Below are 23,563 nucleotides of genomic sequence, written 5' to 3'. Positions count from 1 at the left end.
CATACGGGCGGCGCCGGATTAGCATGAGGGCATGCAGTGGCAGCCGGACATCCTGGGCAGGGACTTCGAGTCCTGTTCCTTTGTGGCCACCGGGGCCGACGGCGTGGAGCGGACGGCAACCCTGGTCCGGCTCCGGCCGCCCGGGGATGTGGACGTTCCGGCCGGCCGCCGCCGGGCAGTGCTGTTCCTTCATGGCTGGAGCGACTACTTCTTCAACGCGGACCTGGCACGTTTCTGGGCAGGGGCCGGATACGACTTCTATGCGCTGGACATGCACAACCACGGGCGGAGCCTGCGGCCGGAGTTCCCTGGCGGCTACGTTGGCGACCTCGCCGCCTATGACGCGGAAATCCAGGAGGCGTGCCGCCTCATAGAACTTGCCGGCGCGCCAGGGCCGGTGGCTTTGATGGGGCACTCCACCGGCGGGCTGGTGGCAGCACTGTGGACCAGCCGCCATCCGGAGGCCGTGTCACAACTGATCCTCAACAGCCCATGGCTGGAGATGCACGGGAGCGCACTGGTGCGCCGCGCCGCGTCAGGCATGGTTCGGCCCGTGGCCCGCTTCCGGCCCCAGGCGGTGCTCCGCCTTCCACAGCGAGGCCACTACTGGCGCACCATCAGCAGCGCCGCCGACGGCGAGTGGCCGCTCGACGAGCGGTACCGCCCACGCATGGCTTTCCCGGTACGCGCCGGCTGGCTGAGGGCCGTGCTCGCCGGCCACGCCCGGGTGGCCCGCGGCCTGGGGATCCAGGTGCCCATCCTGGTGCTGCTGTCCAAGGGCAGCGCAAACGGCCTCTTCTGGTCGGAGGACATGCGCCGGACCGATGCCGTCCTGGATGTGTCGACCATCGGCGCCCGCGCCCTGACACTGGGCAGCACGGTGACCGTGGAACGGATTGACGGCGCCCTGCACGACGTCTTCCTCTCCCCCAAGGCAATCCGGACCGACGCCTACGCACGGCTGGCCCGCTGGCTGCGGGCTTACGGGTGAGGCTGCTCCGCCTTTGAATCCGCCGGTGCGGCCGCCGCATCCACAGCCCCGCCGTAGCGGCGGTCCCGGCTGGCATATTCCTCGACGGCGGCCCACAGGGTGCGCCGGTCCACATCCGGCCAGAGCGTGTCCATGAAGACGAATTCTGCGTATGCGGACTGCCAGAGCAGGAAGTTGGACAGCCTCTGCTCGCCCGAACTGCGCAGGAAGAGGTCCACGTCCGGAAGGTCGGGCTCATCGAGGTACTTCTGGATGGTCCGTTCGGTGATGGAACCGGGCTTCAGCCTGCCCGCGGCCACATCTGCGGCAATTGCCGAAACCGCGTCGGTGATCTCAGCACGACCGCCGTAATTAACACACATGGTCAAATTACAGGTGCTGTTGGCCGCAGTGAACTCCTCGGCTTCCTCCAATTCGCGGATCACCGAGCCCCACAGCCGGGGCCTCCGTCCTGCCCAGCGGATCCGCACGCCCCAGTCGTCCAGCTGGTTCCGTTGCCTTCGCAGCACATCCTTGTTAAATCCCATCAGGAAGCGGACTTCCTCCGGAGACCTGCGCCAGTTCTCCGTAGAGAACGCGTAAACACTCACATACTCGATCCCTAGTTCGATGGCACCGGCCATGACATCGAGCAGCGCCGGCTCCCCCGCTTTATGCCCCTCAATCCGCGGGAGGCCCCGCTGGTTGGCCCAGCGGCCATTGCCATCCATCACAATAGCGACGTGCCGGGGAATGAACTCGGCCGGGATGGACGGCGCCACTTCGCCGGAAGGATGCGGGTAGGGCGCCGCTACAGGATGGGTTCGCCTGCGGGCTGCATTGTTCTTTTTACCCAGGGCCACTGTCAGGTACGCTCCACGTGTTTGAGGGATTTCAGGACTCGTTCCAAGTGCCACTGCAGGTACGCCGCCACCAGGCCCGCAGCTTCCTTGCGGTGCGGAGCCAACGATGCGTCCGCCGTCGTCCAGTCCCCGGTCAGCAGGGCGGCCAGCAGCCTGACGGTCTCAGGCGCCGGGGCAGGGGAACCCGGGGGCCTGCACTGGGCACAAACCATGCCGCCAAGGGGCGACGAAAATGCTGAATGCGGCCCCGGCGCGCCGCAGCGGGCACAGTCAGTGAAGCTCGGGGCCCATCCGCCGGTGGACAACGCACGCAGGAGGTAGGAATCCAGGATCAGGCCGGCGGCATGCTCATCCCGGCTCAACGCGGCCAGGGCACCCACCAGCAGGTTGTACTGCGCCGTCCCGGCCTCACCGTCGACGTCCGTCAGCTTCTCCGCCGTCTCGGTCATGGCGGCGGCCACCGTATACCGGCCGTAGTCCGCAGCGATGCTGCCGCCGTAGGCACCCTTTGCCACCGCCTGGGTGACGATATCCAGCGTCCGGCCGGACACCAACTGAAGGTCGGCCACCATGAACGGTTCAAGCCGGGCACCGAACCGGCTGCTGGTGCGGCGTACGCCCTTTGCCACCGCGCGGACCTGGCCGTGATGCTTGGTCAGGAGCGTGATGATCCTGTCAGCCTCGCCCAGCTTGTGCGTGCGCAGCACCACGGCGTCGTCCCGGTACGCCCGGGAGGCAAAAGACTGTTGGACCACGCTCTATCTTCCCATCCTGCCCGGTGGTACGTCGCCAGGACGCGGTTGTGCCGCTGGCGGAACCGGCGGCACAACCTCTCAGGTTTCAGGCCTGGGCGTCGCGGATAGCGCGGTTGACGGCCGAAATGACGGCCTTGAGCGACGACATGCTGGTGTTGGCGTCGATGCCGGCACCCCACAGGACCCGCTCCCCCACAGCACACTCGACGTATGCGGCGGCCATGGCGTTGCCGCCTTCGGACAGTGCGTGTTCACTGTAGTCCAGCACCCGGACATCCACGCCGTCTTCATGGAGGATGTTCAACAGGGCCGCGATCGGACCGTTACCGGTGCCGGTGCGCCGGACCTGCGAGCCATCAATGGTGAGCGAGGCGTGCAGCGTCATGCCGCCGTCGTCACCTGTTTCTGTCTTGACGGCACCCAGCGAGTAGCGGCCCCACTGCCCCTCAGCCTGGCCGGAGGGCAGGTACTCGTCCTGGAAGATCTGCCAGAGCTGCGCACCGCTGACCTCCCCGCCGGCGGTGTCGGTGCGTCGCTGGATGACGCCGGAGAATTCGATCTGGGCACGGCGCGGCAAGTCCAGGCTGTGCTCATTCTTGAGCAGGTAGGCCACGCCGCCCTTGCCGGACTGGGAGTTGACGCGGATCACGGCTTCATAGCTGCGGCCAAGGTCCTTGGGGTCCACCGGCAGGTACGGTACCTGCCAGGTGAAGTCGTCCACGGCTTTGCCGGCCGCAGCGGCATCCCGCTCGAGGGCTTCGAAGCCCTTCTTGATGGCGTCCTGGTGGGACCCGGAGAACGCGGTGAAGACCAGGTCTCCGCCGTAGGGCGAACGCTCCGGGACGGGCAGCTGGTTGCAGTACTCCACGGTCCGGCGGACGTCGTCAATGTTGGAGAAGTCAATCATGGGGTCGATTCCCTGGACGAACAGATTCAAGCCCAGCGTCACCAGGTCCACGTTGCCGGTCCGCTCGCCGTTGCCAAAGAGGCAGCCTTCGATGCGGTCGGCGCCGGCCATGTATCCCAGCTCGGCGGCGGCCACACCGGTGCCGCGGTCGTTGTGCGGGTGCAGGGACAGGATGATTCCCTCACGCGGGTGGAGGTGCCGGCTCATCCACTCGATGGAATCGGCGTAGACGTTGGGCGTGGCCATTTCCACCGTGGCGGGGAGGTTGATGATCACCTGGCGGTCTGCGGAGGCTTCAAAGACATCGGCGACGGCGTTGCAAACCCGCACCGCGTACTCCAGTTCGGTCCCCGTGAAGGACTCCGGCGAGTACTCGTAGGTCACGTGGGTGTCCGCGAGCGTTTCCTCGTACTTCCTGCACAGCCGCGCACCCTGCAGGGCGATGTCCAGGATTCCGTCCTCGTCCTGGTTGAACACCACGCGCCGCTGCAGGACGGACGTGGAGTTGTAGAGGTGGACGATGGCCTGCTTGGCCCCGACCAGCGATTCGTAGGTCCGTTCGATCAGGTGTTCGCGGGCCTGCGTGAGGACCTGAATGGTGACATCGTCCGGGATGTGGTTTCCCTCGATGAGTTGGCGGACAAAGTCGAAGTCCGTCTGCGAAGCGGACGGGAAACCGACCTCGATTTCCTTGTAGCCCATGCGGACCAGCAGGTCGAACATCTTCATCTTGCGGGCCGGGCTCATGGGATCGATCAGGGCCTGGTTGCCGTCGCGGAGATCGACCGCGCACCAGCGCGGGGCTTTGGTGATGACCTTGTCCGGCCAGGTGCGGTCCGGCAGTTCGACCTTGATCTGGTCCTGGAAAGGGGTGTACCGGTGGGCAGGCATTCCTGAGGGCTTTTGTGCGTTACGCATGACGTTCGTGGCCTTTTCTATCGATCTTCAGTGAAAGGGTGGCCGGGCAACACAAACTCCGCAGCGAGGGTGGGCCGTGCGCTAGATAGCGTCTGTGGCCTCGCCGCGGCAGCTAAGGAGAAGGAGCTCTGCACGCACTCTTTGAGCCTAACACGGGTGCGTAAGATGAAAGGGCACTACCGTCCGTAAAGTCCAGCATGCAGACGCCTCCGGTGTTCGCCCGGCAGCGGCGTCGCAGCAAAAAGGAGTTTCAGTGCCCATTTCGGGGATCGATCTGTCCACCATTGATGACACAGTCCGGCCGCAGGATGACCTTTACCAACACGTGAACGGTGCCTGGCTGAAAGCCACCGAGATTCCCGACGACCGGCCCCTGGAAGGTACGTTCACCGCCCTCCGCGACGGGTCCGAGCTTGCCGTCCGGGACATCATCGAAGAAGCGGCAGCCAAAGGCGCGGACGCGACGGGAATCGAGCGGAAGATCGGCGACCTCTACAACAGCTTCATGGACGAGGCGACAGTTGAAGGCAAGGGCATGGAACCGGTCAGGGGCCGGCTGGCTGAGGTCTTTGCCACCGGATCAGCCGAGGAGTTCATTGCACTGGCGGGCCGGCTGTTCCGCGCCGACGTCGGCGGGCTCTTCTACATCTACCCTGCACCGGATGCGGGAAATCCGGACCGGGTCCTGCTCTACACCGGCCAGGGCGGCCTGGGCCTGCCCGACGAGTCGTACTACCGTGAAGAGAAGTTCGCCCCCATCGTTTTGGCATACACGGGCCACGTGGAGAAGATCTTCGAGCTGGCCGGAGTGCCTGATCCCAACGGTGCCGCTACCCGGGTGGTCCAGCTGGAAACGAAACTCGCAGCGCACCACTGGGACAACGTCACCCTCCGGGATCCGCAAAAGACCTACAACCTGAAGACGGCAGATGAAGCCAATGCGCTCTTCCCGCTCCTGGCCACCTGGTTCGAGGCGGCCGGCATTGAGCCTGCCAAACGCGCCGAAATCGTGGTGAGCACCCCTGACTTCTTTGCGGGGGCCACTGTGCTCCTGGACGAAGTGCCGTTGTCCACTTGGCAGGAGTGGCTGGCGATGCGGGTCGTCAGCGCTGCCGCCCCGTACCTGTCCTCGGAGTTCGTGGACGCCAACTTCGCCTTTTACGGCACCACCATCAGCGGCACACCGCGCAACAAGGACCGCTGGAAGCGGGGCGTGGCCGTAGTGGAGTCCGGACTGGGCGAGGCGGTGGGCCAGATCTACGTGGCGCGGCACTTCCCCGAGACCCACAAGGAGCGGATGCAGACCCTGGTGGCGAACCTCACCGAAGCCTACCGCCGGAGCATCAACGACGTTGACTGGATGGGCGAAGACACCAAAGCGGAGGCCCTCCGCAAGCTTGCTGCCTTCCGTGCCAAGATCGGCTACCCGGACGAGTGGATCGACTACTCTGCCGTGGAGATCAGGCCCGATGACCTGCTGGGCAACGTGGAGCGCGCCCATAACGCCGACGTCGACCGGCACCTGGACGAGGTGGGCAAACCGGTGGACCGCAACAAGTGGCTGATGACGCCGCAGACGGTCAACGCCTACTACCACCCCATGATGAACGAAATTGTGTTCCCGGCAGCAATCCTGCAGCCGCCGTTCTTTACCGCCGACGCCGACGACGCCGTCAACTACGGCGGCATCGGCGCGGTGATCGGACACGAGATTGGCCACGGCTTCGATGACCAGGGCTCACAGTTCGATGGCGGCGGCGCGCTCCGCAACTGGTGGACCGACCAGGACCGCCAGGCTTTCGAGGCCCTGACGGCCCGCCTCGTGGCACAGTATGACGCCCTGTCACCCACCGCCGCGCCGGGGCACCACGTCAACGGCCGGCTCACGCTGGGCGAGAACATCGGCGACCTCGCAGGCCTCACCATCGCCTACAAGGCATACCTGATCAGCCTGGACGGGAAAGAACCCGAAGTCCTGGACGGCCTGACCGGGCAACAACGCTTCTTCGCGTCCTGGGCCGCCGGTTGGCGCCAGGTGATCCGGCAGGAGGAAGCCATCCGGCGCCTGGCAACGGACCCGCACTCCCCCAACGAGTTCCGCACCAACGCCATTGCGAAGAACCTTGATTCATTCCATGAGGCGTTCGACGTGACGGAGGCGGACGGCATGTGGATGCCCGCCGCCGAACGCGTCAGCATCTGGTAGCGTCCACGCAAAAGCCCGGGCAAACAGCAGGCCCCGCCGGTACCGGCGGGGCCTGCTTTGGCGTTATGGGCGCCTTGGCCCGGACCGGGCAAGGCTATGCCTGCTACTGCCGGACGATCAGCGCAGGGTTTGCCTGCTGGCAGACCTTGTCCCCCGCGGTCTGGTTGACGATGTCCGAAGGCAGCGCGGGCGTCCCGGCCCCGAAGGCGGTACCGGTGGTGAAGTCGCTGCCCACGTAGACCTGCACGCCCTGGATTGCCGCAAGCGGGATCATCTGTTCGGCCGGAATTCCGAGCAGGGCGGCGACGTCTGTGGCGACATCCGCGAAATTGGGCCCGTAGTACACGGCCGTCTTTGCCACCGGTTGGGCCTGGAACTGCGATGTTCCCGCGAAGCCGCCGTTCACCAGGACCTGGACAAGTTCCTGGGCCCGGCCCGGGACGCCGCTGCCATTGGCCACGGTTACAGGCTGGACTGCCTTGTTGTATGGCGGGACCGGTGCCGCCGTCGCGGTCGGCGAGGGCGTCGGCGTCGGCGACCCAGCGGGCGGCGTGGTGGTGGGTGCCGTCGGATCGGTCAGGTCAACATTCTTCCGGAGTGCGGAGAAAAGCTGGGCGCCCGCAGGTTCGGCGATGACCAGGCGGTTGGGGTCGGTGGGTGCGGGTGCCGTGGGCACGGCGACGAACGCAACCTTGCTGATGTCGATGTTCTTCAGCCGGTTGCCGATGGTGAGGAGGGCCGGAATGGAGGCCAGCCCATCATCGACAGTGAGGTTCTGGGTGACGACGTCGGCGATCTTGAGCATCTTTGCGGGGTCGGACAGCGTCCCCTCGTCCTTGATCTTGCGGGTCAGCGAGGACAGGAATCCCTGCTGGGCCTTGATCCGGCCCAGATCGCCGCCGTCGGCGAACGCGTGGCGGGTGCGGAGGTAGGAAAGTGCCATCTCGCCTTGGACGGCGGAAGTCCCCGCGGGCAGGCGAAGCCCCGAATCGGGGTCGAAGACGGCGTCGCTGATGCATACGTCCACACCGCCAACGGCGTTGGAAAGTTCCTTGACGGCGTTGAAGTCCGCCATCATGAAGTGGTCCACCTGCATGCCGGTCAGCTTGTTGACGGTATCCACGGCGCAGCCGATGCCGGCTTCGCCCATGGCCTCATTGATCATCACGCCGCTGCGGGCGGGATAAACCTTGTTGGTTTTCCGGTCCGTGCACTGCGGGATGTCCACCAGGAGGTCGCGGGGAAAGCTGATCACGTTGACGCGCTTGTTGTCCTCGGAGATATCCATCAGCATCATTACGTCCGATTTGCCGTAGCCGGTGGAATCGTCAGTGGTCCCGTACTGGGAGTTCTTCCCGTCCCGGGTGTCCGACCCGAGGATCAGGATCTGCATCCGGCCCGTGGCATCGTTGGCGGGCGACTCGGTGCTGCCGCCGCCGGCGTTCAACGGGGCCTTGGAAATGTTGCCCTGCAGCCGGAAGAACCAGAAGCCGGCGAAAGCGATCCCGGCTACCAGGACGACTGCCACCACGCTGGTGAGGACTTTCAGCCACACAGGCATGGTGCGGAGCGGGCCCAGGTGGCGGGCCGCCCCTGCGGCACCGCCGTCCGCGTGGCGGGATACCGGTCCTGCTCCGGCTGCCAAGCCAACCTCGTTGTCGCGTTTGTCGCGGCCTCGACCCACGTGGTGAACCTTCCTCTTAATACAAAATCCGGTCCATTTTAGTGGTCCAGTCTGGAGATGTGGCGGGACGGCTCCGGTGGGCGCCCTGCTGGCGGGTCAGAAACCCAGTTTGACCAGCTGCTTTGGGTCGCGCTGCCAGTCTTTGGCCACCTTGACGTGGAGGTCCAGGTAGATGCGCGTCCCGAGGAGGGCTTCGATACCCTTGCGCGCGTTGGTTCCCACTTCACGCAGGCGGCTGCCGCCCTTGCCGATAATGATGGCCTTCTGCGAGGGCCGCTCCACGTAGAGGTTGACCCGGACATCCAGCAACGGGTTGTCATCCGGACGGTCCTCCCGGGGGACGATCTCTTCGACCACAACCGCCAAGGAGTGGGGAAGCTCGTCGCGGACGCCTTCCAGCGCCGCCTCGCGGATCAGTTCGGCCACCATGACGGCCTCGGGTTCGTCCGTCAGCTCGCCGTCCGGGTAGAGCGGCGGAGACGGCGGCATGTGGCTGATCAGCACGTCGGCCACAGTCTCCACCTGGAAACCGTCGGTGGCAGATACGGGCACGATGTCCTTCCAGCCCTCTTCCCCCATCACCTCGCGGCCAAGGGCCGCGACGGCGAGGAGTTGCTCGGTCAGGGCCTGCTTGTCAACCAGGTCGGCTTTGGTGACGATGGCGATGACGGGTATACGCCCGACGGCGGCAAGCTGGTTGGCGATGAACTTGTCACCGGGGCCGATCTTCTCGTTGGCCGGCAGGCAGAACCCGATGGCGTCAACTTCGGCAAGGGTGTCCGCGACGAGGTCGTTAAGGCGTTTGCCGAGCAGGGTGCGGGGCCGGTGCAGTCCAGGGGTGTCCACGAGGATCAGCTGGGCGTCCTCACGGTGCACGATGCCCCTGATGGTATGCCGCGTGGTCTGCGGTTTGGCCGACGTGATGGCCACCTTTTTGCCCACCAGCGCGTTGGTCAGCGTGGACTTGCCGGCATTCGGCCTGCCGACGAGGACCGAAAACCCTGCGCGGAAGCCGCCGAAATCGTCCGCGGCCGCATCCTTATTTTTCTTGCTCACGTGGAACTCCCTGCTGGGTTGATTCGGCCTCTTCCAGGAGGCCTTCAAAGTCAGTCTCTACTCTTGGTACGGGCGCCGCAATGATGTGGCTGACCCTGTTGCGCCGGCCTTCCAGCCTTTCTGCGCGCAGGGACACTCCCTGCACTTCCACGCTGCTGCCTACGATCGGGACCCGGCCAAGTGCCTTCGCCAGCAAGCCGCCGACGGTGTCCACTTCGTCGTCGTCGAGCTCCAGGTCGAAAAGTTCGCCGAGGTCGTCGATGCCCATCCTGGCGCTGACCCGGTAGGAGCCGTCACCCAGCGCCACGGCTTCGGCGCTCTCGGTGTCGTATTCGTCCACGATCTCGCCCACGATTTCCTCGATCAGGTCCTCCAGCGTGACCAGGCCGGCGGTGCCGCCGTACTCGTCGATCACGATCGCAACGTGGGTGGATTCCTTCTGCAGTTCGCGCAGGAGGTCGCTGACGGGTTTGGACTCCGGCACGTACCGCACTTCCCGGGCGAGCGCCTCAACCAGGGGTGGCTCCTCGCCGGCGCCCAGCTGATGGATGACGGCTGCTACGTCCTTGAGGTAGATGATGCCCAGGATGTGGTCGGTGTTTTCACTGATCACCGGAATGCGTGAGTAGCCGGAGCGGAGGAAGAGTGACATCGCGTGGTGGAGGCTGGAGCCGGCGTCGATGCTGACGATGTCTGTCCGCGGCACCATTACGGCCCGGACAAGGGTGTCGCCGAAGTCGAAGACCGACTGGATCATCTCCGCCTCGGTGTCCTCGATCATGTCGGATTCGCTGGCCCGGTCCAACAGCTCACGGAATTCCTGCTCACTGAAGAATGCGTCGTCCCCGCCCGGCGCTCCGGGGGCCGCTGAGCTGCCCAGAGTCACGAGCCAGCCGGGAATGGGTCCCAGCACACTCGTGAGGAACCGGACCATGGGCGCGGTGAAACGCACCACGGTTGTGGAGTGCAGCCTGCCCAGCTGCCGGGGTGAGACACCCACGATCACGAAGCCAAGCACGGCCATGATGCCGGTGGCCACCAGGCCGGCGAGCCAGACGTTGTCCAGGAGGCTGGCAACCAGGACGGCGACAGCTACGGCGGAGGCCATCTCGAACCAAACACGCCAAAACCGGAGGGCCCGGGTGTGGGCCACCGGCTCGGCAAGGATACGGCGCATGGCTGTGCCGCGGCTCCTGTGCAGTGCCGATTCCGCGTCGTGCCGGGGAAGGAAACTGAAGGCGGCTTCGGCCGCTGTCAGCACGGCCGCGACGGCAAGGAATACCAGTGCCACCGCGACCAGGAGCAGTTGCGTCACTGCGTTGTCTCGGCGGGTGCTTCTTTGCCGGTGAAACCGGTCAGGAGTTCGCGCTGCAGGCCGAACATCTCGGCCTTTTCCTCCGGTTCCGCATGGTCGTAGCCCAGCAGGTGCAGGATTCCGTGGGTGGTCAGGAGCAGCATTTCGTCCTGGAGTGAATGCCCGGCGTTCTTGGCCTGGACCTTTGCCACCTGCGGGCAGATTGCGATGTCCCCCAGCATGCCCTGGGGCGTGGGCCGGCCCGGGGTTCCCGGCGTGAGTTCGTCCATGGGAACGGAGAGGACGTCCGTGGCGCCGGGCTCGTCCATCAGCTCAATGTGGAGCTTTTCCATGGCCGGTTCATCCACCAGGAGGATGGAAAGCTCGGCCTGGGGATGGATGTAGAGCTGTTCAAAGATGTACCGCGACAACGCAATGAGTTCGGCTTCCCCGACGTCGACGCCGGACTCGTTGTTCACCTCGATGCTCACGCGTGTTCCCCCCGCTTTTCCCTGTTGACCGAGTGTTTGACACGGTTCCGCTGGACTTCGTCCCAGATGCTGTAGGCATTGACGATGTCCCCCACCAGCCGGTGCCGCACGACGTCGGCGGCGTCCAGGACCGAGAAGTTCACATCCTCAATGCCCTGCAGGATTTCCTCCACGATCCGCAGCCCTGAACGAGTCCCGAACGGCAGGTCCACCTGGGTGACGTCTCCGGTGACCACCATCTTGGACCCGAACCCGAGGCGGGTGAGGAACATCTTCATCTGTTCCGGCGTGGTGTTCTGGGCCTCATCAAGGATGATGAAGGCGTCATTGAGGGTCCGGCCGCGCATGTAGGCCAGTGGTGCCACCTCGATGGTCCCGGCGGCCATCAGCCGCGGGATGGACTCGGGATCCATCATGTCGTGCAGGGCATCGTAGAGCGGGCGGAGGTAGGGATCGATCTTGTCGCTCAGCGTTCCAGGCAGGAATCCGAGGCGCTCCCCTGCCTCGACCGCGGGGCGGGTGAGGATGATACGGCTGACCTCTTTTTGCTGCAGGGCCTGGACGGCTTTGGCCATAGCCAGGTAGGTCTTGCCGGTGCCGGCCGGGCCGATCCCGAAAATCACCGTATTGGCATCGATCGCGTCCACGTAGTTCTTCTGGTTCAGCGTTTTTGGCCGGATGGTCCTGCCGCGGCTCGAGAGGATGTCATGTGTGAGCACGTCCACGGGGTTCTGCAGTGACTGGGTGCGCAGGAGCGCCACGAGCTGCTGGAGCACCGCGGGGGTGATCACTATGCCCCGGGCCACCAGGCCACGGACCTCCTGGAGGAGCCGCATGATCCGAGGGACGTCGCTGGCGGGCCCGCTGATGGAGAGCTCATTGCCGCGGACGTGGAAGTTGACGTCCGGGAACTGGACTTCGATGAACCGCAACGCCTCATCGTGGCTGCCAAGTGATTGAACCATCTGGTCCGAGTTCTCAAACAGGACAACTTCGGTCCGGATGCCGGGCAGGGAGTGGGGAAATTCCCCGGGGTTGCCGTCGCCTGTATTGAGCCGGCGCTTACCATTTGCTGATTCAGTCATGGTGCTGGCCCGCAGGCCTGTGGTCCCCTCGAAGTTCTTCAATCCAATTTTTCCGTGCCGGAAGGGGCGCCCGTTGCACGGTGCTCCTTGCCCAGCGATCCCTTCATCTTACGCCAGCGGGAGGCGGCGGCAGATACGCAGGGTCCCTGCGTAAGCCCGCGGGTACGCCCGTTAGGTATCAACTTCATATCGGCCTCATATCGTTCCCGTTGCAGTTGGGCCGTGACGGTCAAAGAACGGCTGTGGGGCCGTCCCCCTGTGTAATGCTGGAAATCCAGCAGCTGCTGGAACTCCAGGCCGCCAGGGGATCGGCCCGCCACGCCAGGAAAGGACAAGGGCAGGACAGTGCCGGAAACCTCTGTGCCCAAAAGGGCAGGCCGAACGAAGGGCCGCTTGCGCCCGGCTGTCCTGGCAGGAGTCCTGGTGCTTGTTCCCGTCCTCGCAGGCTGCACCGCTGAGGGCGGTCCGTCCCCCTCCGGCACCCTCGCATCTGTTCCGGCGACTGGCGGGACCATGCCGGACGCACCTTCGACCAGCGCCCCGCTGGAAACCACGCAGTCCTCCAACAAGGCACCGGTGTACTGGATCGGCCGCAGCGGCGGCAACGTCTTCCTGTACCGCGAATTCCGTGACGTCCCCGAGCAGGACAACCCGGTCACCCGCGCGTTGCGCGCCATGATGTCGGAGAAGCCGCTCGACCCCGATTTCTTCACGCCATGGCAGAATCCGGACAAGCTGGCCACATCGATTTCAGGCAAAGACGTCATCACTGTGGACGTTTCGGCTGACGCCTTCAACAGCAACCTCGACGCCGACATGGCTGCCCGCGCCATCCAACAACTGATTTACACGGCCACCGCCGCCGCCGCCAGTTCGGGGCTGATCGACACCAGCCAGCAGATCCGGGTCCGGATCCTCGTGGACGGGCACACTGACTACGTCGCGTTCGGCAAGGTCCAGTTGGGCGCCCTGATGACCCGCGCCGCCGGCCTGGTGGCACCGGTCTGGATCATCGATCCGCAGGAGAACACCGAAGTCCCCGGCGGCAGCGTGAAGATCACCGGCCGGAGCACGTCACCCGGAGCAAAACTTCACTGGCAAATCCTGCAGGTGGCGGACAACGGTGGCGGCAAGACACCCTTCCTGAGCGGCGAAACGACGGCAGCTGCGGAACAGGGCCAGGCAGGCGCCTTCACACTGGCCCTGAATCTGCCGGCCGGTGACTACGAACTCCATGTAGCGCAGGCCGGCTCCGGCGGAGAGCCGGACCGGAACGAGGACACACGGTCCTTCAAGGTGCGGTAGTCCAGCGCCCCAGGATGTCGCTGGCCAGCACGACGGCGGCCGGGCCGGCGGTGGAGGACCGCAGGACGTGGTGCCCCAGCAGGGCCGTCACGGCACCGTTGTCACACAGTTTCGTCACTTCGCGGGGGCTGATGCCGCCTTCGGGGCCAACAATCAGCAGGATCTCGCGGGGCCCGGCACCCGTGCTCCCCTGCCACGCTTCAAGAACAGCGCGCAGGGGCCTTACGGCGTCTTCGTGCAAGATGACGGCCAGGTCCGTGGCCGCCACGGCGGCGCACAGCCCGGACGTTTCGACGGCGGTCCGGACCTCGGGAATCCAGGCACGGCGCGCCTGTTTGGCGGCGGCGGAAACGGCCGACTGCCATTTGGCGTGGGCCCGGGCGGCCCGGTCCCCCTTCCAGCGGACAATGGACCGTTCGGACTGCCAGGGTATGACCGCATCGATGCCCAGTTCCGTCGCCGTCTCAATGGCCAGCTCGTCCCGGTCGCCCTTGGCCAGTGCCTGTGCCAGCACCAGCCGTACCTCAGGCCTCTCTTCTGCCACCACGGCCCCGCACTCAACCTCTAGCACCGAGGCGGACGCTGCTGCCACCTTGCCGGTCATGCGGGTGCCGGCGCCGTCAACTATGTCCACTGCCTCCCCCGGCGACAAGCGCTTCACGGTGACAGCGTGCCGGGCTTCGGGGCCCTCGAGGGCGAAGACCTGCCCGGCGGCCAGGCCGTCAAGCGAGCCGGGGCTGGTGAAAAATACGGGGTTGCTCACCGCTACAGGTTACCGAGCCGGTCCCGGAGCTTGGCGAACATGCCGCCGCTGGCAGCGAGCTTTCCCTCGGTGATCTGTTCCCCGCGGAGCTTGGCGAGCTGGCGCAGCAGGTCCTCCTGCGCGGCGTCGAGTTTGGCGGGAGTATCAACCTGGAGGTGGACCTTCAGGTCACCGCGCCCGTAGCCCCTCAGGTGGGTGACGCCCAGCCCGCGCAGGGTGATGATCTCCCCCGACTGGGTGCCGGGTTTGACGTCGATTTCCTGGCTGCCGTCGAAGGTTTCCAGGCTGACGTCCGTGCCGAGGGCGCGGCCGCGGTCATGGGGATGTGCAGGGTGGCGTGCAGGTCGTCGCCTTCCCGGACGTACGTGGCGTCGTTGTTGACCCGGATCTCCACATAGAGGTCGCCGGCGGGCCCACCGGCTGGGCCCGCTTCGCCCTGCCCGGAGAGCTGGATGCGGGTGCCGGTGGCAACGCCGGCAGGGACCTTGATGGTCAGCGACCGGCGGCTGCGGATGCGGCCCTGGCCGCTGCATTCGTTGCAGGGATCCTTGATGACCGTGCCGAACCCTTCGCAGGTGCCGCACGGGGCCGCCGTCATGACCTGGCCCAGGATGGAGCGGACGGCCCGCTGGACCTGGCCGCTGCCGCCGCAGATATCGCAACGCTCGGGGTGGGTGCCGGGGCGGCAGCATGATCCCTCGCACGTGGGACAGACGACGGCGGTGTCCACTTCGAGCTTCTTGTTGACGCCAAAGACGGCGTCGCGAAGATCGATCCGGACGCTGATGAGTGCGTCCTGTCCCCTGCGCACCCGGGACGCCGGACCGGACGTGCCGCCGGCGCCGAAGAAGGTATCGAAAATGTCCTGGAACGCGAATCCCTGGCCTGCGTAGCCGGCGCCGCCGAAGCCGTTGTCCGTTCCGTTCTCGTTGCCGGTGGTGTCATAGATGCGGCGCTTTTGGGGGTCGGAGAGGACCTCATAGGCGTGAGTGACTGCCTTGAAGCGTTCCGACGCGTCCGCTCCCGGGTTTACGTCCGGGTGCAGGGTGCGGGCCAGCTTGCGGTAGGCCTTTTTGATCTCTTCGCCCGTAGCTTCGGGTGAGACTCCAAGGACGTCATAGTGGCTGCTCAAAGTTTGTATCTCTTCCTTGTTGTACTGCGTGCAGTTGTGCCCGGTGTCCGGTCTTGCAGCCGAAGGTGCTCCGGCAGCGGAGGGTCAGGGCCCCAAAATCCTGGAAAGGTAGCGGGCCACGGCCCTGACGGCGGCCATGGTTGTGGGGTAGTCCATTCGCGTGGGGCCAAGGATCCCTACCTTAGCGGCGCTGTCAGGGCCATAGGCGGTGGCCACCACGGACGCCTCGGCGAGGCCGTCGTAAGGGTTCTCCCTTCCGATGCTGACTGCCACGCCGCGGTGGTCCTGGGCCATTTCGCTCAACAGCCGCAGCATCACCACCTGCTCCTCGAGTGCTTCGAGCACCGGCCCGATGCTGAGTGGGAAGTCTACGTTGGATCGGGCCAGGTTGGCCGTTCCGGCCATGACCATCCGGTCTTCCCGGCTGCTCTGGGCCAGAACCTCGAGCCCGTGCGCCAGCGCGTGCGCGGCCTGGCGGTGAGGGTGCGGCGCAGCTGCCACGACGGCGGGCAGCGCCTGGGCGAGGTGGCTCAGTGGGGTGCCGCCCAGGGCTCCGAGGAACCTGGTCCTCAGCTCAGCGAGTGCTTCGTCGCCAAGGTCCTGGCCGACGTCGATTACGCGCTGCTCCACCTTGCCGCTGTTGGCAATAAGCACCACCAGGATTTTGCGCGGGGCCAACAGCACGAATTCGATGTGGCGGACAAGGGCCCTGCTCAGGTGCGGGTACTGGACTACGGCCACCTGGTTGGTCAGCTGGGACAGCAGGCGGACCGTGCGGTCCAGGACGTCGTCGAGGTCGTCCGCGCCTTCCAGGAGCGACTGGATGGCACGACGCTCGGCCGCCGACAGGGGCTTGACCGCTGAGATTTGGTCCACGAACAGGCGGTAGCCCTTGTCCGTGGGAATACGCCCTGCGCTGGTGTGCGGGGCGGTGATCAGGCCCTCATCTTCCAGCGCCGCCATGTCATTGCGGATGGTGGCGCTGGAAACGCCGAGATGATGCCGCTCCACCAGCGCCTTTGAGCCAACGGGCTCGCGGGAGTGGACGTAGTCCTCCACGATCGCCCGCAGCACTTCCAGTTTGCGTGGCTCGCTCACTCTCCACCTCCATCCACGGTCCGGGGCGCACGCCCCGTCCGGCGCCGCCCCAGCGGTTAGCACTCGACATGCCTCAGTGCTAACAGTCTATTATGCCTCGACCCGTTGTTAGCATTGGTACCGCTCCGGGGGGAACTCCGGAGGTGAGGACCTAACGCGAGGCGGATCGAATCCATGGACTACCAGAACTGGGGCCCCCGCGGGATCTCCGCCCCGGCCCGGACCGAACTGCCCGAGGTTCCCGTGGAGCGCGGCATGGTGCTTGAGGAGGTCCAGTCCGGCTGGGTGGGAGCTGTCACCCGGGTGGAGAAATCGGGCGGAATGCACGTGGTGGCCCTGGAGGACCGCCGGGGGAAGTCGCGTTCCTTCCGTCTTGGCTTCGGGTTCCTCCTGGAGGGCCAGCCTATCCGGCTGATGCCGCCGGCACCGGCCCGGGCTGCTTCCGGTCCCGCCGCCGGACGGACCGCCTCCGGGTCGGTACGGGTTGCCGGGCGGCGGGCCCAGGTGGCAAGGGCCAGCCGGATCTGGGTGGAAGGCAAGCATGACGCCGAACTCGTGGAGAAGGTGTGGGGAGACGACCTTCGGGTGGAAGGCATCGTCGTCGAGCCCCTGCACGGAATCGACGACCTCACCGCCGCGGTGGCGGACTTCAGGCCGGGACCGGGGAGGCGGCTTGGGGTGCTGGTGGACCACCTCGTGCCCGATTCCAAGGAATCGCGCATCGCCGACGCAGTGATGGCGTCCCCGGGCGCGGCGGGAAATGTCCTCATTGTCGGCCACCCCTACGTCGACGTGTGGCAGGCCATCCGGCCCGCGGTACTGGGCATCCCGCAGTGGCCGGCGATTCCCCGCGGGCAGGACTGGAAGACGGGCATCCTGAAAGCCTTTGGCTGGCCGCACGCAACGAAGGAGGATGTTGGGCTGGGGTGGCAGAAACTCCTGGGAGCGGTGCGCACCTACGCCGACCTGGAACCATCGCTGCTGGGACGGGTTGAGGAAGTGATCGATTTTCTTACCGTGCCCTGACGGCCGCTCCCGGTCCGCGACCCAGTATTCTGGATAGTGCGATGCCTGATTTTGGCAGCGTTGCACCAAGTCCTTATTTGTAGTCAGCACCACTTGCACCCAGAAGGAAAACAGACTGTGGCAGAAAACGCACGTGATCACAGGGACGGCCAAGGCCGTTCCGCGTACCATGGCGTCCCCGCCAATGCCCTGCCGCTCACGGCCAGCGAAGACCGCCAATGGGCCACGCTGGCCCACTTCGGCGGCATCCTGGGGTGCATTCCGTCCCTGCTGATCTACCTGATCTTCCGGGACCGCGGACCGTTCACCGCACAGGAGTCAAAGGAAGCGCTGAACTTCAGCCTGCCGCCCACCATCGCAGCGGTGCTGGCCAACATTCTGGTGTTCATTCCGTACGTGGGAAACATCTTCGCCGTCATCGCCACGCTGATCTGGGTGGCGCTGACCTGCTTCTCGGTGGCTGCGGGGATCCACGTCAACCGGGGCCAGCCCCACCGCTACCCGTACAACCTGCGCTGGATTAAATAGCGTTAGTCGGGCAGGATCCGGCGGACCACGGCGTCAGCCAGGAGGCGGCCCTTCAGCGTGAGGACCAGCCGTCCGTGGAATGCCGGGGCGGGTTCCACCAGGCCGTCCGCGATCAGGCCGGCCACTTCATGGCGTCCCAGGGCGCTGAGCGTCGAGACTTCAAGCCCGGACTGCAGGCGCGCCTCCAGCATCACCCGCTCCAGCCTCCTGGTGTCCGGGTCCAGGGTTTCCCGGCCCGCCGCCGGGGAAAGGCCCTGCGACAGCCGGTTCGCGTACGCCGAAGGGTGCTTGACGTTCCACCAGCGCACCCCGCCCACATGTGAGTGTGCGCCGGGGCCAATCCCCCACCAGTCATCGCCGCGCCAATAGGCCAGGTTATGGCGGCAGGCCTGCTCCGGGGTCCGTGCCCAGTTGCTGACCTCGTACCAGCCGAGCCCGGCTGCGGTGATCAGTTGGTCGGCGAGCTCGTACTTATCGGCGTGGTCGTCGTCGTCGATTCCGGGGACCTCGCCGCGCCGCATCTGTGCGGCGAGCTTGGTACCGTCCTCGACGATCAGCGCATAGGCGCTGATGTGCTCGGGTTCGTAGGACAACGCTGTTTCGAGGGAATACCGCCAGTCCGCAACGGATTCGCCGGGCGTGCCGTAGATCAGGTCCAGGCTGACGGCAAGTCCCGCCTCCCGCGCCCACTGGACTACCTGCGGAACCCGGCTCGGTGTGTGGGTTCGGTCAAGGACCTTCAACACGTGCGGGACGGCGGATTGCATGCCGAACGAGACCCGGGTGAAACCGGCTTCCTTGAGGATGGCAAGGGATTCGGGCGTGACCGAGTCGGGATTGGCCTCGGTGGTGACTTCCGCGCCTTCCTCGATTCCCCACTGGTCGATGGATGCACGGAGGATCATGGCGAGGTCGTCGGCCGGCAGGAGTGTGGGGGTTCCGCCGCCGAAGAAGACGGTGCTGAGCTTGCGCGCCGGGACGCCGGAACGTTGCAGTACCTGCGCTGCCAGCGCCACTTCCGAGACCGCCGTGCCCGCGTACGCGTCCTGGGATGCGCCCCCGCCGAGTTCCGTGGCCGTGTAGGTGTTGAAGTCGCAGTACCCGCAGCGCACGGCACAGAACGGAATATGGACGTACAAGCCGAAGGCCCGGGCCGCCGCGCCGTCTGCTGCCTGTGCGGGCAGCAGGCCGTCCGACGGCGCCGGGTCGCCAAGGGGAAGAACGCTGGGCATCAGCGGGTCCCCCGCTGCGCGGTGGTCACTTCTTCTTGGCCTTGTCCTTTGATTCGTCCGTGGTGAGCGCGGCGATGAACGCTTCCTGCGGAACTTCCACAGTGCCCACCATCTTCATGCGCTTCTTGCCTTCTTTTTGCTTCTCCAGCAGCTTGCGCTTGCGCGAGATGTCGCCGCCGTAGCACTTCGCCAGCACGTCCTTGCGGATGGCGCGGATGCTTTCGCGGGCGATGATCCTGGAACCGATGGCTGCCTGGATGGGCACTTCGAACTGCTGCCGCGGGATGAGTTCGCGCAGCTTGCCGGTCATCATCACGCCGTAGGCGTAGGCCTTGTCCTTGTGCGTGATGGCGCTGAAGGCATCCACCTGTTCGCCCTGGAGCATGATGTCGACCTTCACCAGGTCGGCTGCCTGCTCGCCGTCGGCCTTCCAGTCCAGGGAACCGTAGCCCCGGGTCTTGGACTTCAGGATGTCGAAGAAGTCGAACACGATCTCTGCCAGCGGCAGGCGGTAGCGGATTTCCACCCGGTCCTCGGACAGGTAGTCCATCCCGCCCAGGACGCCGCGCCGGGCCTGGCAGAGTTCCATGATGGCGCCCACGAATTCGTTGGGAGCCAGGATGGTGGCGGACACCATGGGTTCACGCACCTCGGCGACCTTGCCGGTGGGGTACTCGCTGGGGTTGGTCACCTGGACCACCTTCTTGTCCTCCAGGGTGACCTCGTACTCAACGTTCGGCGCGGTGGAAATCAGGGCAAGGTTGTATTCGCGTTCCAGGCGTTCGCGGGTGATCTCCAGGTGCAGGAGACCCAGGAAGCCGACGCGGAAACCGAAGCCCAGCGCCGCGGAGGTTTCCGGTTCGTACACCAGGGCGGCGTCGTTGAGCATGAGCTTTTCGAGGGCGTCACGGAGTACCGGATAATCGGCCCCGTCCAGTGGATACAAGCCGGAGAACACCATGGGCTTGGCGTCGGCGTAACCAGGCAGTGACACGGCGGCCGGCTTGGCCAGGTTGGTGACGGTGTCGCCCACCTTGGATTGACGCACATCCTTCACACCGGTGATCAAGTAGCCTACTTCACCGACGCCGAGGCCCTTTGACTGCGTGGGTTCCGGGGAGCTGACACCGATTTCCAGCAACTCGTGCGAGGCCCTGGTGGACATCATCTGGATGCGCTCACGGGGGTGGAGCATGCCGTCCACGACGCGAACATAGGTAACAACGCCCCGGTAGGTGTCATAGACGGAGTCGAAAATCATGGCACGGGCCGGTGCGTCGGGGTCGCCCTTCGGGGCGGGCAGGTCGCGGACGATCTTGTCCAGGAGCGCCTCAACGCCGACGCCGGTCTTGCCGGATACACGCAGGACGTCCTCCGGGTCGCCACCGATGAGGTTGGCCAATTCGGCAGCGTACTTCTCCGGCTGCGCTGCCGGAAGGTCGATCTTGTTGAGCACCGGGATGATGGTGAGATTGTTCTCCATGGCCAGGTAGAGGTTTGCAAGCGTCTGCGCCTCGATGCCCTGGGCTGCGTCCACCAGGAGGATCGCACCTTCGCAGGCGGCCAGGGACCTGGAGACCTCGTAGGTGAAGTCCACGTGACCCGGCGTGTCGATCATGTTCAGCGCATAGCTGACGCCGTCCACTTCCCACGGCATCCGCACGGCCTGGGACTTGATGGTGATGCCGCGCTCACGCTCGATGTCCATCCGGTCCAAGTACTGGGCCTTCATGTCGCGTGCCTGGACAACCCCGGTGGACTGCAGCATCCGGTCAGCCAGCGTGGACTTGCCGTGGTCAATATGCGCGATGATGCAAAAGTTCCGAATGATTGCCGGATCTGTCGCGGCGGGCACCGGTGCGGTGCGGGCCATGGGAGACACGCAGGGTCCTTACTGTTGGCATTGTTTGCAGCCACCCGGCAGGCACCCCACAGGTGCCAAGCGGTTTGACCGCACATCTTGAATATCCAGTGTCCCACGTCCCGGGCCGCCGTACCGCATCCCGGCCGCCACAGCAGGGGCACCTGCCGGCCGCGTACGGCTATAGGGTTTCAGGATGGCTATCGATCTCCGCTCCCTGGGTGACGCCGTCCGCCGCGGCCTGCGCATGCTGAAATTACGAGGCACCCCCGGGGCCGTGCCCGGGTCCTCCTACCCGGGTGATTTCACCGGCCGGGCCGCCGTGCGTTACGCACCCCGGCCCGACGGCGACCCTGATCCTGGCGAGGTGGTGTGGACCTGGGTCCCCTACGAGGAGGACTACAGCAGGGGGAAGGACCGGCCCGTGCTGCTGGTGGGACACAACGGGAAGTACCTCCTGGGACTGATGATGACCAGCAGGGACCGGGTGGCTCCAGGCTCGGCCTCCGACGTTTACGTGGACCTTGGATCCGGTGCCTGGGACAAGCAGGGCAGGGCAAGCGAGGTCCGGCTGGACAGGGTCCTGCAAATCAGGCCGGACAGTGTTCGGCGCGAGGGGGCCGTCCTGGACAAGGTACGGTTCGAGAAGGTGGCATCCGGGCTTCGCCGCCGGCACGGCTGGACATAGTCGCCGGAAATGGCCAGTCCCGGCCCTGACCTGCTATTCTTTATTGCTGTGTGTCCGTGCAGGTCGACGGTCACTGATGGCTGGCCGCCATAGGTATCCCCACGCCGCTCAGTCAAGGCCAGCCTGAAAGCCCTCTAGACCATTTCCGCATTACAAAGAGAGTTCACACGTGGCGAATATCAAGTCCCAGAAGAAGCGCATCCTGACCAACGAGAAGGCACGTCTGCGCAACAACGCAGTCAAGTCTGAGCTGAAGACGGCCATCCGCGCCGTCAACACCGCTGTTGAGTCCTCTGACAAGGACGCTGCTACTACTGCGCTCGTTACTGCCAGCCGTAAGCTGGACAAGGCTGTCAGCAAGGGTGTTCTGCACAAGAACAACGCAGCGAACCGCAAGTCGGCGATCTCCAAGAAGGTCAACGCACTCTAAGGTTTCCAGTTCCCACGAACTGATGGTGTGGCCGGTACCGCAAGGTACCGGCCACACGCTTTTAAGCCGTGCCCAAAACGGCCGCCGGGAAAGCGGTACAGAGCCATCTTGTATTCCCGGGGGCCGGTTGCCCGGGCCCCTTACCCGCGGTGAGTGTGCCGGCGTTACCTGCCCTGAACCGACATGGCGATTACTGTCACGGCGTGTTCCACGGCGTAGACCGGATCCCTGGACAGGCCCTTGACCTGGGCGTCAGCCTCTGCCGTGGCCTGGATGGAGCGCACCAGGCCTTCGGGCGTCCAGCGGCGGACGTCCCGCTGGGCCTGTTCAACGAGCCAGGGCTGCATTCCAAGCTCCGCCGCAATCTGCGCCGATGACCCGGACGCGCCGGCCACCCGCGCAACCGTCCGCAGCTTTGCGGCGAGGGCGGCCACCAGGGGCACTGGATCCGCACCCGTGGCGAGGGCATGGCGCAGCGTGGAGAGCGCCAGGGGCGCATTTCCCGCCATGGCGGCGTCGGCCACTTTGAAGGCGGTGGCTTCAATGCGCCCTCCGTAGTAGCGGTCCACTGTCTCGGACGTGACTGTACTGGTGGCGTCAGCGATCAGCTGGCTGCAGGCGGCGGCGAGTTCGGACAGGTCTGCACCCACCGCGTTCACGAGAGCCTGCACGGCGTCCTGGTTGATCTGGCGGCCCGCGGCCTTGAATTCTGCGGTAACGAAGGAGATCTTGTCCGCATCTTTCTTCAGTGGCTGGCAATCAACAACCGGCCAGCCGTCCTTCTTGACGGCGTCGAGCAACTTTTTGCCGCGGGCGCCGCCGGCGTGGCGAAGCACGACGACGGCATCCGGCTCAGGATGCTGCAAATAGTCGAGCGCGTCGGCGAGGAACGCTTCGTTCATGCCTTCCACTGACTCGACCTCGATGAATTTGCTTTCGCCGAACAACGAGGGGCTGACCTGCATGGTCAGGGTGCCGGGCTCATACCCCGCGGCGTTGATGCGGCTGAGCTCCACGTCCGGTGCCGCCGCCCGGACTTGCGACCGGACCCTGTCGATGGCCCTGATGCCCAGGTATTCCTCCGGTCCGCTGACCAGGACAACCTGCGCCGGGGTAACGTCCCGCCAGGAGGCAGCGTTCGACGCCGGAGAGCGGGTTTCGCGTTTTTGCGCAGCAGCCATCGAAGGTCCCTTCCGGAGGTCATATTGCAGTATCCCAGCCTGCCATGTCCGCGCCCGCGCTCCAAGCTGCAGGTGCTGCCGACGCCCTCT

The 23,563-nt window shown here is 65.5% G+C and carries 20 protein-coding genes and 1 pseudogene; 7 read left to right on the top strand and 14 right to left on the bottom strand.

What is annotated here, in order from left to right:
- Nucleotides 1-31 precede the first annotated feature (31 nt).
- Nucleotides 32-991, top strand: coding sequence for an alpha/beta hydrolase (locus tag QF050_RS13745; protein ID WP_308930915.1), 960 nt, complete (start codon nucleotides 32-34; stop codon nucleotides 989-991).
- On the opposite strand, the gene QF050_RS13740 is transcribed toward QF050_RS13745, so the two are convergent.
- From QF050_RS13740 to leuA, 3 genes are all read right to left on the bottom strand, one after another.
- Nucleotides 982-1,833 carry an isoprenyl transferase gene (locus tag QF050_RS13740; RefSeq protein WP_308930914.1) on the bottom strand — a complete coding sequence of 284 codons (852 nt, stop codon included), beginning with the start codon at nucleotides 1,831-1,833 and terminating at the stop codon, nucleotides 982-984. The genes QF050_RS13745 and QF050_RS13740 overlap by 10 nt on opposite strands.
- 2 nt (nucleotides 1,834-1,835) lie before the next feature.
- Complete coding sequence (gene recO, locus QF050_RS13735) at nucleotides 1,836-2,588, bottom strand: DNA repair protein RecO (protein ID WP_308930913.1); 753 nt, start codon at nucleotides 2,586-2,588, stop codon at nucleotides 1,836-1,838.
- An 85-nt stretch (nucleotides 2,589-2,673) separates the two neighbouring features.
- On the bottom strand, nucleotides 2,674-4,413 hold the full coding sequence (gene leuA, locus QF050_RS13730) for a 2-isopropylmalate synthase (protein WP_308930912.1): 1,740 nt from the start codon (nucleotides 4,411-4,413) through the stop codon (nucleotides 2,674-2,676).
- Nucleotides 4,414-4,666: 253 nt separating this feature from the next.
- Here leuA and QF050_RS13725 point away from each other — a divergent pair, with 253 nt between their 5' ends.
- Complete coding sequence (locus QF050_RS13725) at nucleotides 4,667-6,619, top strand: M13-type metalloendopeptidase (protein WP_308930911.1); 1,953 nt, start codon at nucleotides 4,667-4,669, stop codon at nucleotides 6,617-6,619.
- A gap of 103 nt (nucleotides 6,620-6,722) precedes the next feature.
- Here the strand turns inward: QF050_RS13725 and QF050_RS13720 are convergent, their stop codons facing one another.
- From QF050_RS13720 to QF050_RS13700, 5 genes are all read right to left on the bottom strand, one after another.
- A complete protein-coding gene (locus QF050_RS13720; protein ID WP_374121528.1) occupies nucleotides 6,723-8,303 on the bottom strand; it encodes an LCP family protein in 1,581 nt (526 codons plus the stop codon).
- Nucleotides 8,304-8,399: 96 nt separating this feature from the next.
- Nucleotides 8,400-9,359 (bottom strand): GTPase Era, encoded by a 960-nt coding sequence (gene era / locus QF050_RS13715; RefSeq protein ID WP_308930910.1) that lies wholly within the window; start codon nucleotides 9,357-9,359, stop codon nucleotides 8,400-8,402.
- Nucleotides 9,343-10,674: a hemolysin family protein gene (locus QF050_RS13710; RefSeq protein WP_308930909.1), complete on the bottom strand. Its 1,332-nt coding sequence runs from the start codon at nucleotides 10,672-10,674 to the stop codon at nucleotides 9,343-9,345. Before QF050_RS13710 ends, era begins: the two co-directional genes overlap by 17 nt.
- A complete protein-coding gene (gene ybeY, locus QF050_RS13705; protein ID WP_308930908.1) occupies nucleotides 10,671-11,144 on the bottom strand; it encodes an rRNA maturation RNase YbeY in 474 nt (157 codons plus the stop codon). Before ybeY ends, QF050_RS13710 begins: the two co-directional genes overlap by 4 nt.
- Entirely contained in the window at nucleotides 11,141-12,229 is a 1,089-nt protein-coding gene (locus tag QF050_RS13700; protein WP_308930907.1) for a PhoH family protein, read from the bottom strand. The genes ybeY and QF050_RS13700 overlap by 4 nt, the downstream gene beginning before the upstream one ends.
- A gap of 345 nt (nucleotides 12,230-12,574) precedes the next feature.
- Between QF050_RS13700 and QF050_RS13695 the strand changes: the two genes are divergently transcribed.
- Entirely contained in the window at nucleotides 12,575-13,534 is a 960-nt protein-coding gene (locus QF050_RS13695; RefSeq protein ID WP_308930906.1) for a GerMN domain-containing protein, read from the top strand.
- Here the strand turns inward: QF050_RS13695 and QF050_RS13690 are convergent.
- From QF050_RS13690 to hrcA, 3 genes and pseudogenes are all read right to left on the bottom strand, one after another.
- Nucleotides 13,521-14,297, bottom strand: coding sequence for a 16S rRNA (uracil(1498)-N(3))-methyltransferase (locus QF050_RS13690; RefSeq protein ID WP_308930905.1), 777 nt, complete (start codon nucleotides 14,295-14,297; stop codon nucleotides 13,521-13,523). The two genes, QF050_RS13695 and QF050_RS13690, sit on opposite strands and share 14 nt — an antisense overlap.
- A gap of 2 nt (nucleotides 14,298-14,299) precedes the next feature.
- A pseudogene (dnaJ, locus tag QF050_RS13685) lies at nucleotides 14,300-15,429 on the bottom strand (molecular chaperone DnaJ).
- A gap of 84 nt (nucleotides 15,430-15,513) precedes the next feature.
- A complete protein-coding gene (hrcA, locus tag QF050_RS13680) occupies nucleotides 15,514-16,527 on the bottom strand; it encodes a heat-inducible transcriptional repressor HrcA (protein ID WP_308930904.1) in 1,014 nt (337 codons plus the stop codon).
- A 174-nt stretch (nucleotides 16,528-16,701) separates the two neighbouring features.
- Between hrcA and QF050_RS13675 the strand changes: the two genes are divergently transcribed.
- Both QF050_RS13675 and QF050_RS13670 read left to right on the top strand, forming a co-directional pair.
- A complete protein-coding gene (locus QF050_RS13675) occupies nucleotides 16,702-17,553 on the top strand; it encodes a DUF3097 domain-containing protein (protein WP_308930903.1) in 852 nt (283 codons plus the stop codon).
- 117 nt (nucleotides 17,554-17,670) lie between these two features.
- On the top strand, nucleotides 17,671-18,081 hold the full coding sequence (locus QF050_RS13670; RefSeq protein WP_308930902.1) for a DUF4870 domain-containing protein: 411 nt from the start codon (nucleotides 17,671-17,673) through the stop codon (nucleotides 18,079-18,081).
- A gap of 2 nt (nucleotides 18,082-18,083) precedes the next feature.
- Here the strand turns inward: QF050_RS13670 and hemW are convergent, their stop codons facing one another.
- Both hemW and lepA read right to left on the bottom strand, forming a co-directional pair.
- Nucleotides 18,084-19,313 (bottom strand): radical SAM family heme chaperone HemW, encoded by a 1,230-nt coding sequence (gene hemW, locus QF050_RS13665; protein ID WP_308930901.1) that lies wholly within the window; start codon nucleotides 19,311-19,313, stop codon nucleotides 18,084-18,086.
- 25 nt (nucleotides 19,314-19,338) lie between these two features.
- Nucleotides 19,339-21,195: a translation elongation factor 4 gene (gene lepA, locus QF050_RS13660; protein ID WP_308930900.1), complete on the bottom strand. Its 1,857-nt coding sequence runs from the start codon at nucleotides 21,193-21,195 to the stop codon at nucleotides 19,339-19,341.
- A gap of 175 nt (nucleotides 21,196-21,370) precedes the next feature.
- Between lepA and QF050_RS13655 the strand changes: the two genes are divergently transcribed.
- Nucleotides 21,371-21,862, top strand: a complete 492-nt coding sequence (locus QF050_RS13655) for a type II toxin-antitoxin system PemK/MazF family toxin (RefSeq protein WP_308930899.1) — start codon at nucleotides 21,371-21,373, stop codon at nucleotides 21,860-21,862.
- Between the two features lie 169 nt (nucleotides 21,863-22,031).
- Nucleotides 22,032-22,292 (top strand): 30S ribosomal protein S20, encoded by a 261-nt coding sequence (rpsT, locus tag QF050_RS13650; RefSeq protein ID WP_308930898.1) that lies wholly within the window; start codon nucleotides 22,032-22,034, stop codon nucleotides 22,290-22,292.
- A gap of 164 nt (nucleotides 22,293-22,456) precedes the next feature.
- Here the strand turns inward: rpsT and holA are convergent, their stop codons facing one another.
- Nucleotides 22,457-23,473: a DNA polymerase III subunit delta gene (gene holA / locus QF050_RS13645; protein WP_308930897.1), complete on the bottom strand. Its 1,017-nt coding sequence runs from the start codon at nucleotides 23,471-23,473 to the stop codon at nucleotides 22,457-22,459.
- Between the last annotated feature and the right edge of the window lie 90 nt (nucleotides 23,474-23,563).

Origin of the sequence: Arthrobacter sp. SLBN-112, assembly GCF_030944625.1 — a bacterium.
Classification (GTDB): domain Bacteria; phylum Actinomycetota; class Actinomycetes; order Actinomycetales; family Micrococcaceae; genus Arthrobacter.
The sequence above is the reverse complement of the archived record's forward strand: the minus strand, read 5'-3'. Positions and strand labels throughout refer to the sequence as shown.

Bases quoted from the DNA above. Each gene is read 5' to 3' on its own strand.
- QF050_RS13655 (WP_308930899.1), top strand. From the start codon at position 21,371: ATGGCTATCGATCTCCGCTCCCTGGGTGACGCCGTCCGCCGCGGCCTG.
- leuA (WP_308930912.1), bottom strand. From the start codon at position 4,413: ATGCGTAACGCACAAAAGCCCTCAGGAATGCCTGCCCACCGGTACACC.
- holA (WP_308930897.1), bottom strand. From the start codon at position 23,473: ATGGCTGCTGCGCAAAAACGCGAAACCCGCTCTCCGGCGTCGAACGCT.
- QF050_RS13700 (WP_308930907.1), bottom strand. From the start codon at position 12,229: ATGACTGAATCAGCAAATGGTAAGCGCCGGCTCAATACAGGCGACGGC.
- QF050_RS13675 (WP_308930903.1), top strand. From the start codon at position 16,702: ATGGACTACCAGAACTGGGGCCCCCGCGGGATCTCCGCCCCGGCCCGG.
- hemW (WP_308930901.1), bottom strand. From the start codon at position 19,313: ATGCCCAGCGTTCTTCCCCTTGGCGACCCGGCGCCGTCGGACGGCCTG.
- QF050_RS13745 (WP_308930915.1), top strand. From the start codon at position 32: ATGCAGTGGCAGCCGGACATCCTGGGCAGGGACTTCGAGTCCTGTTCC.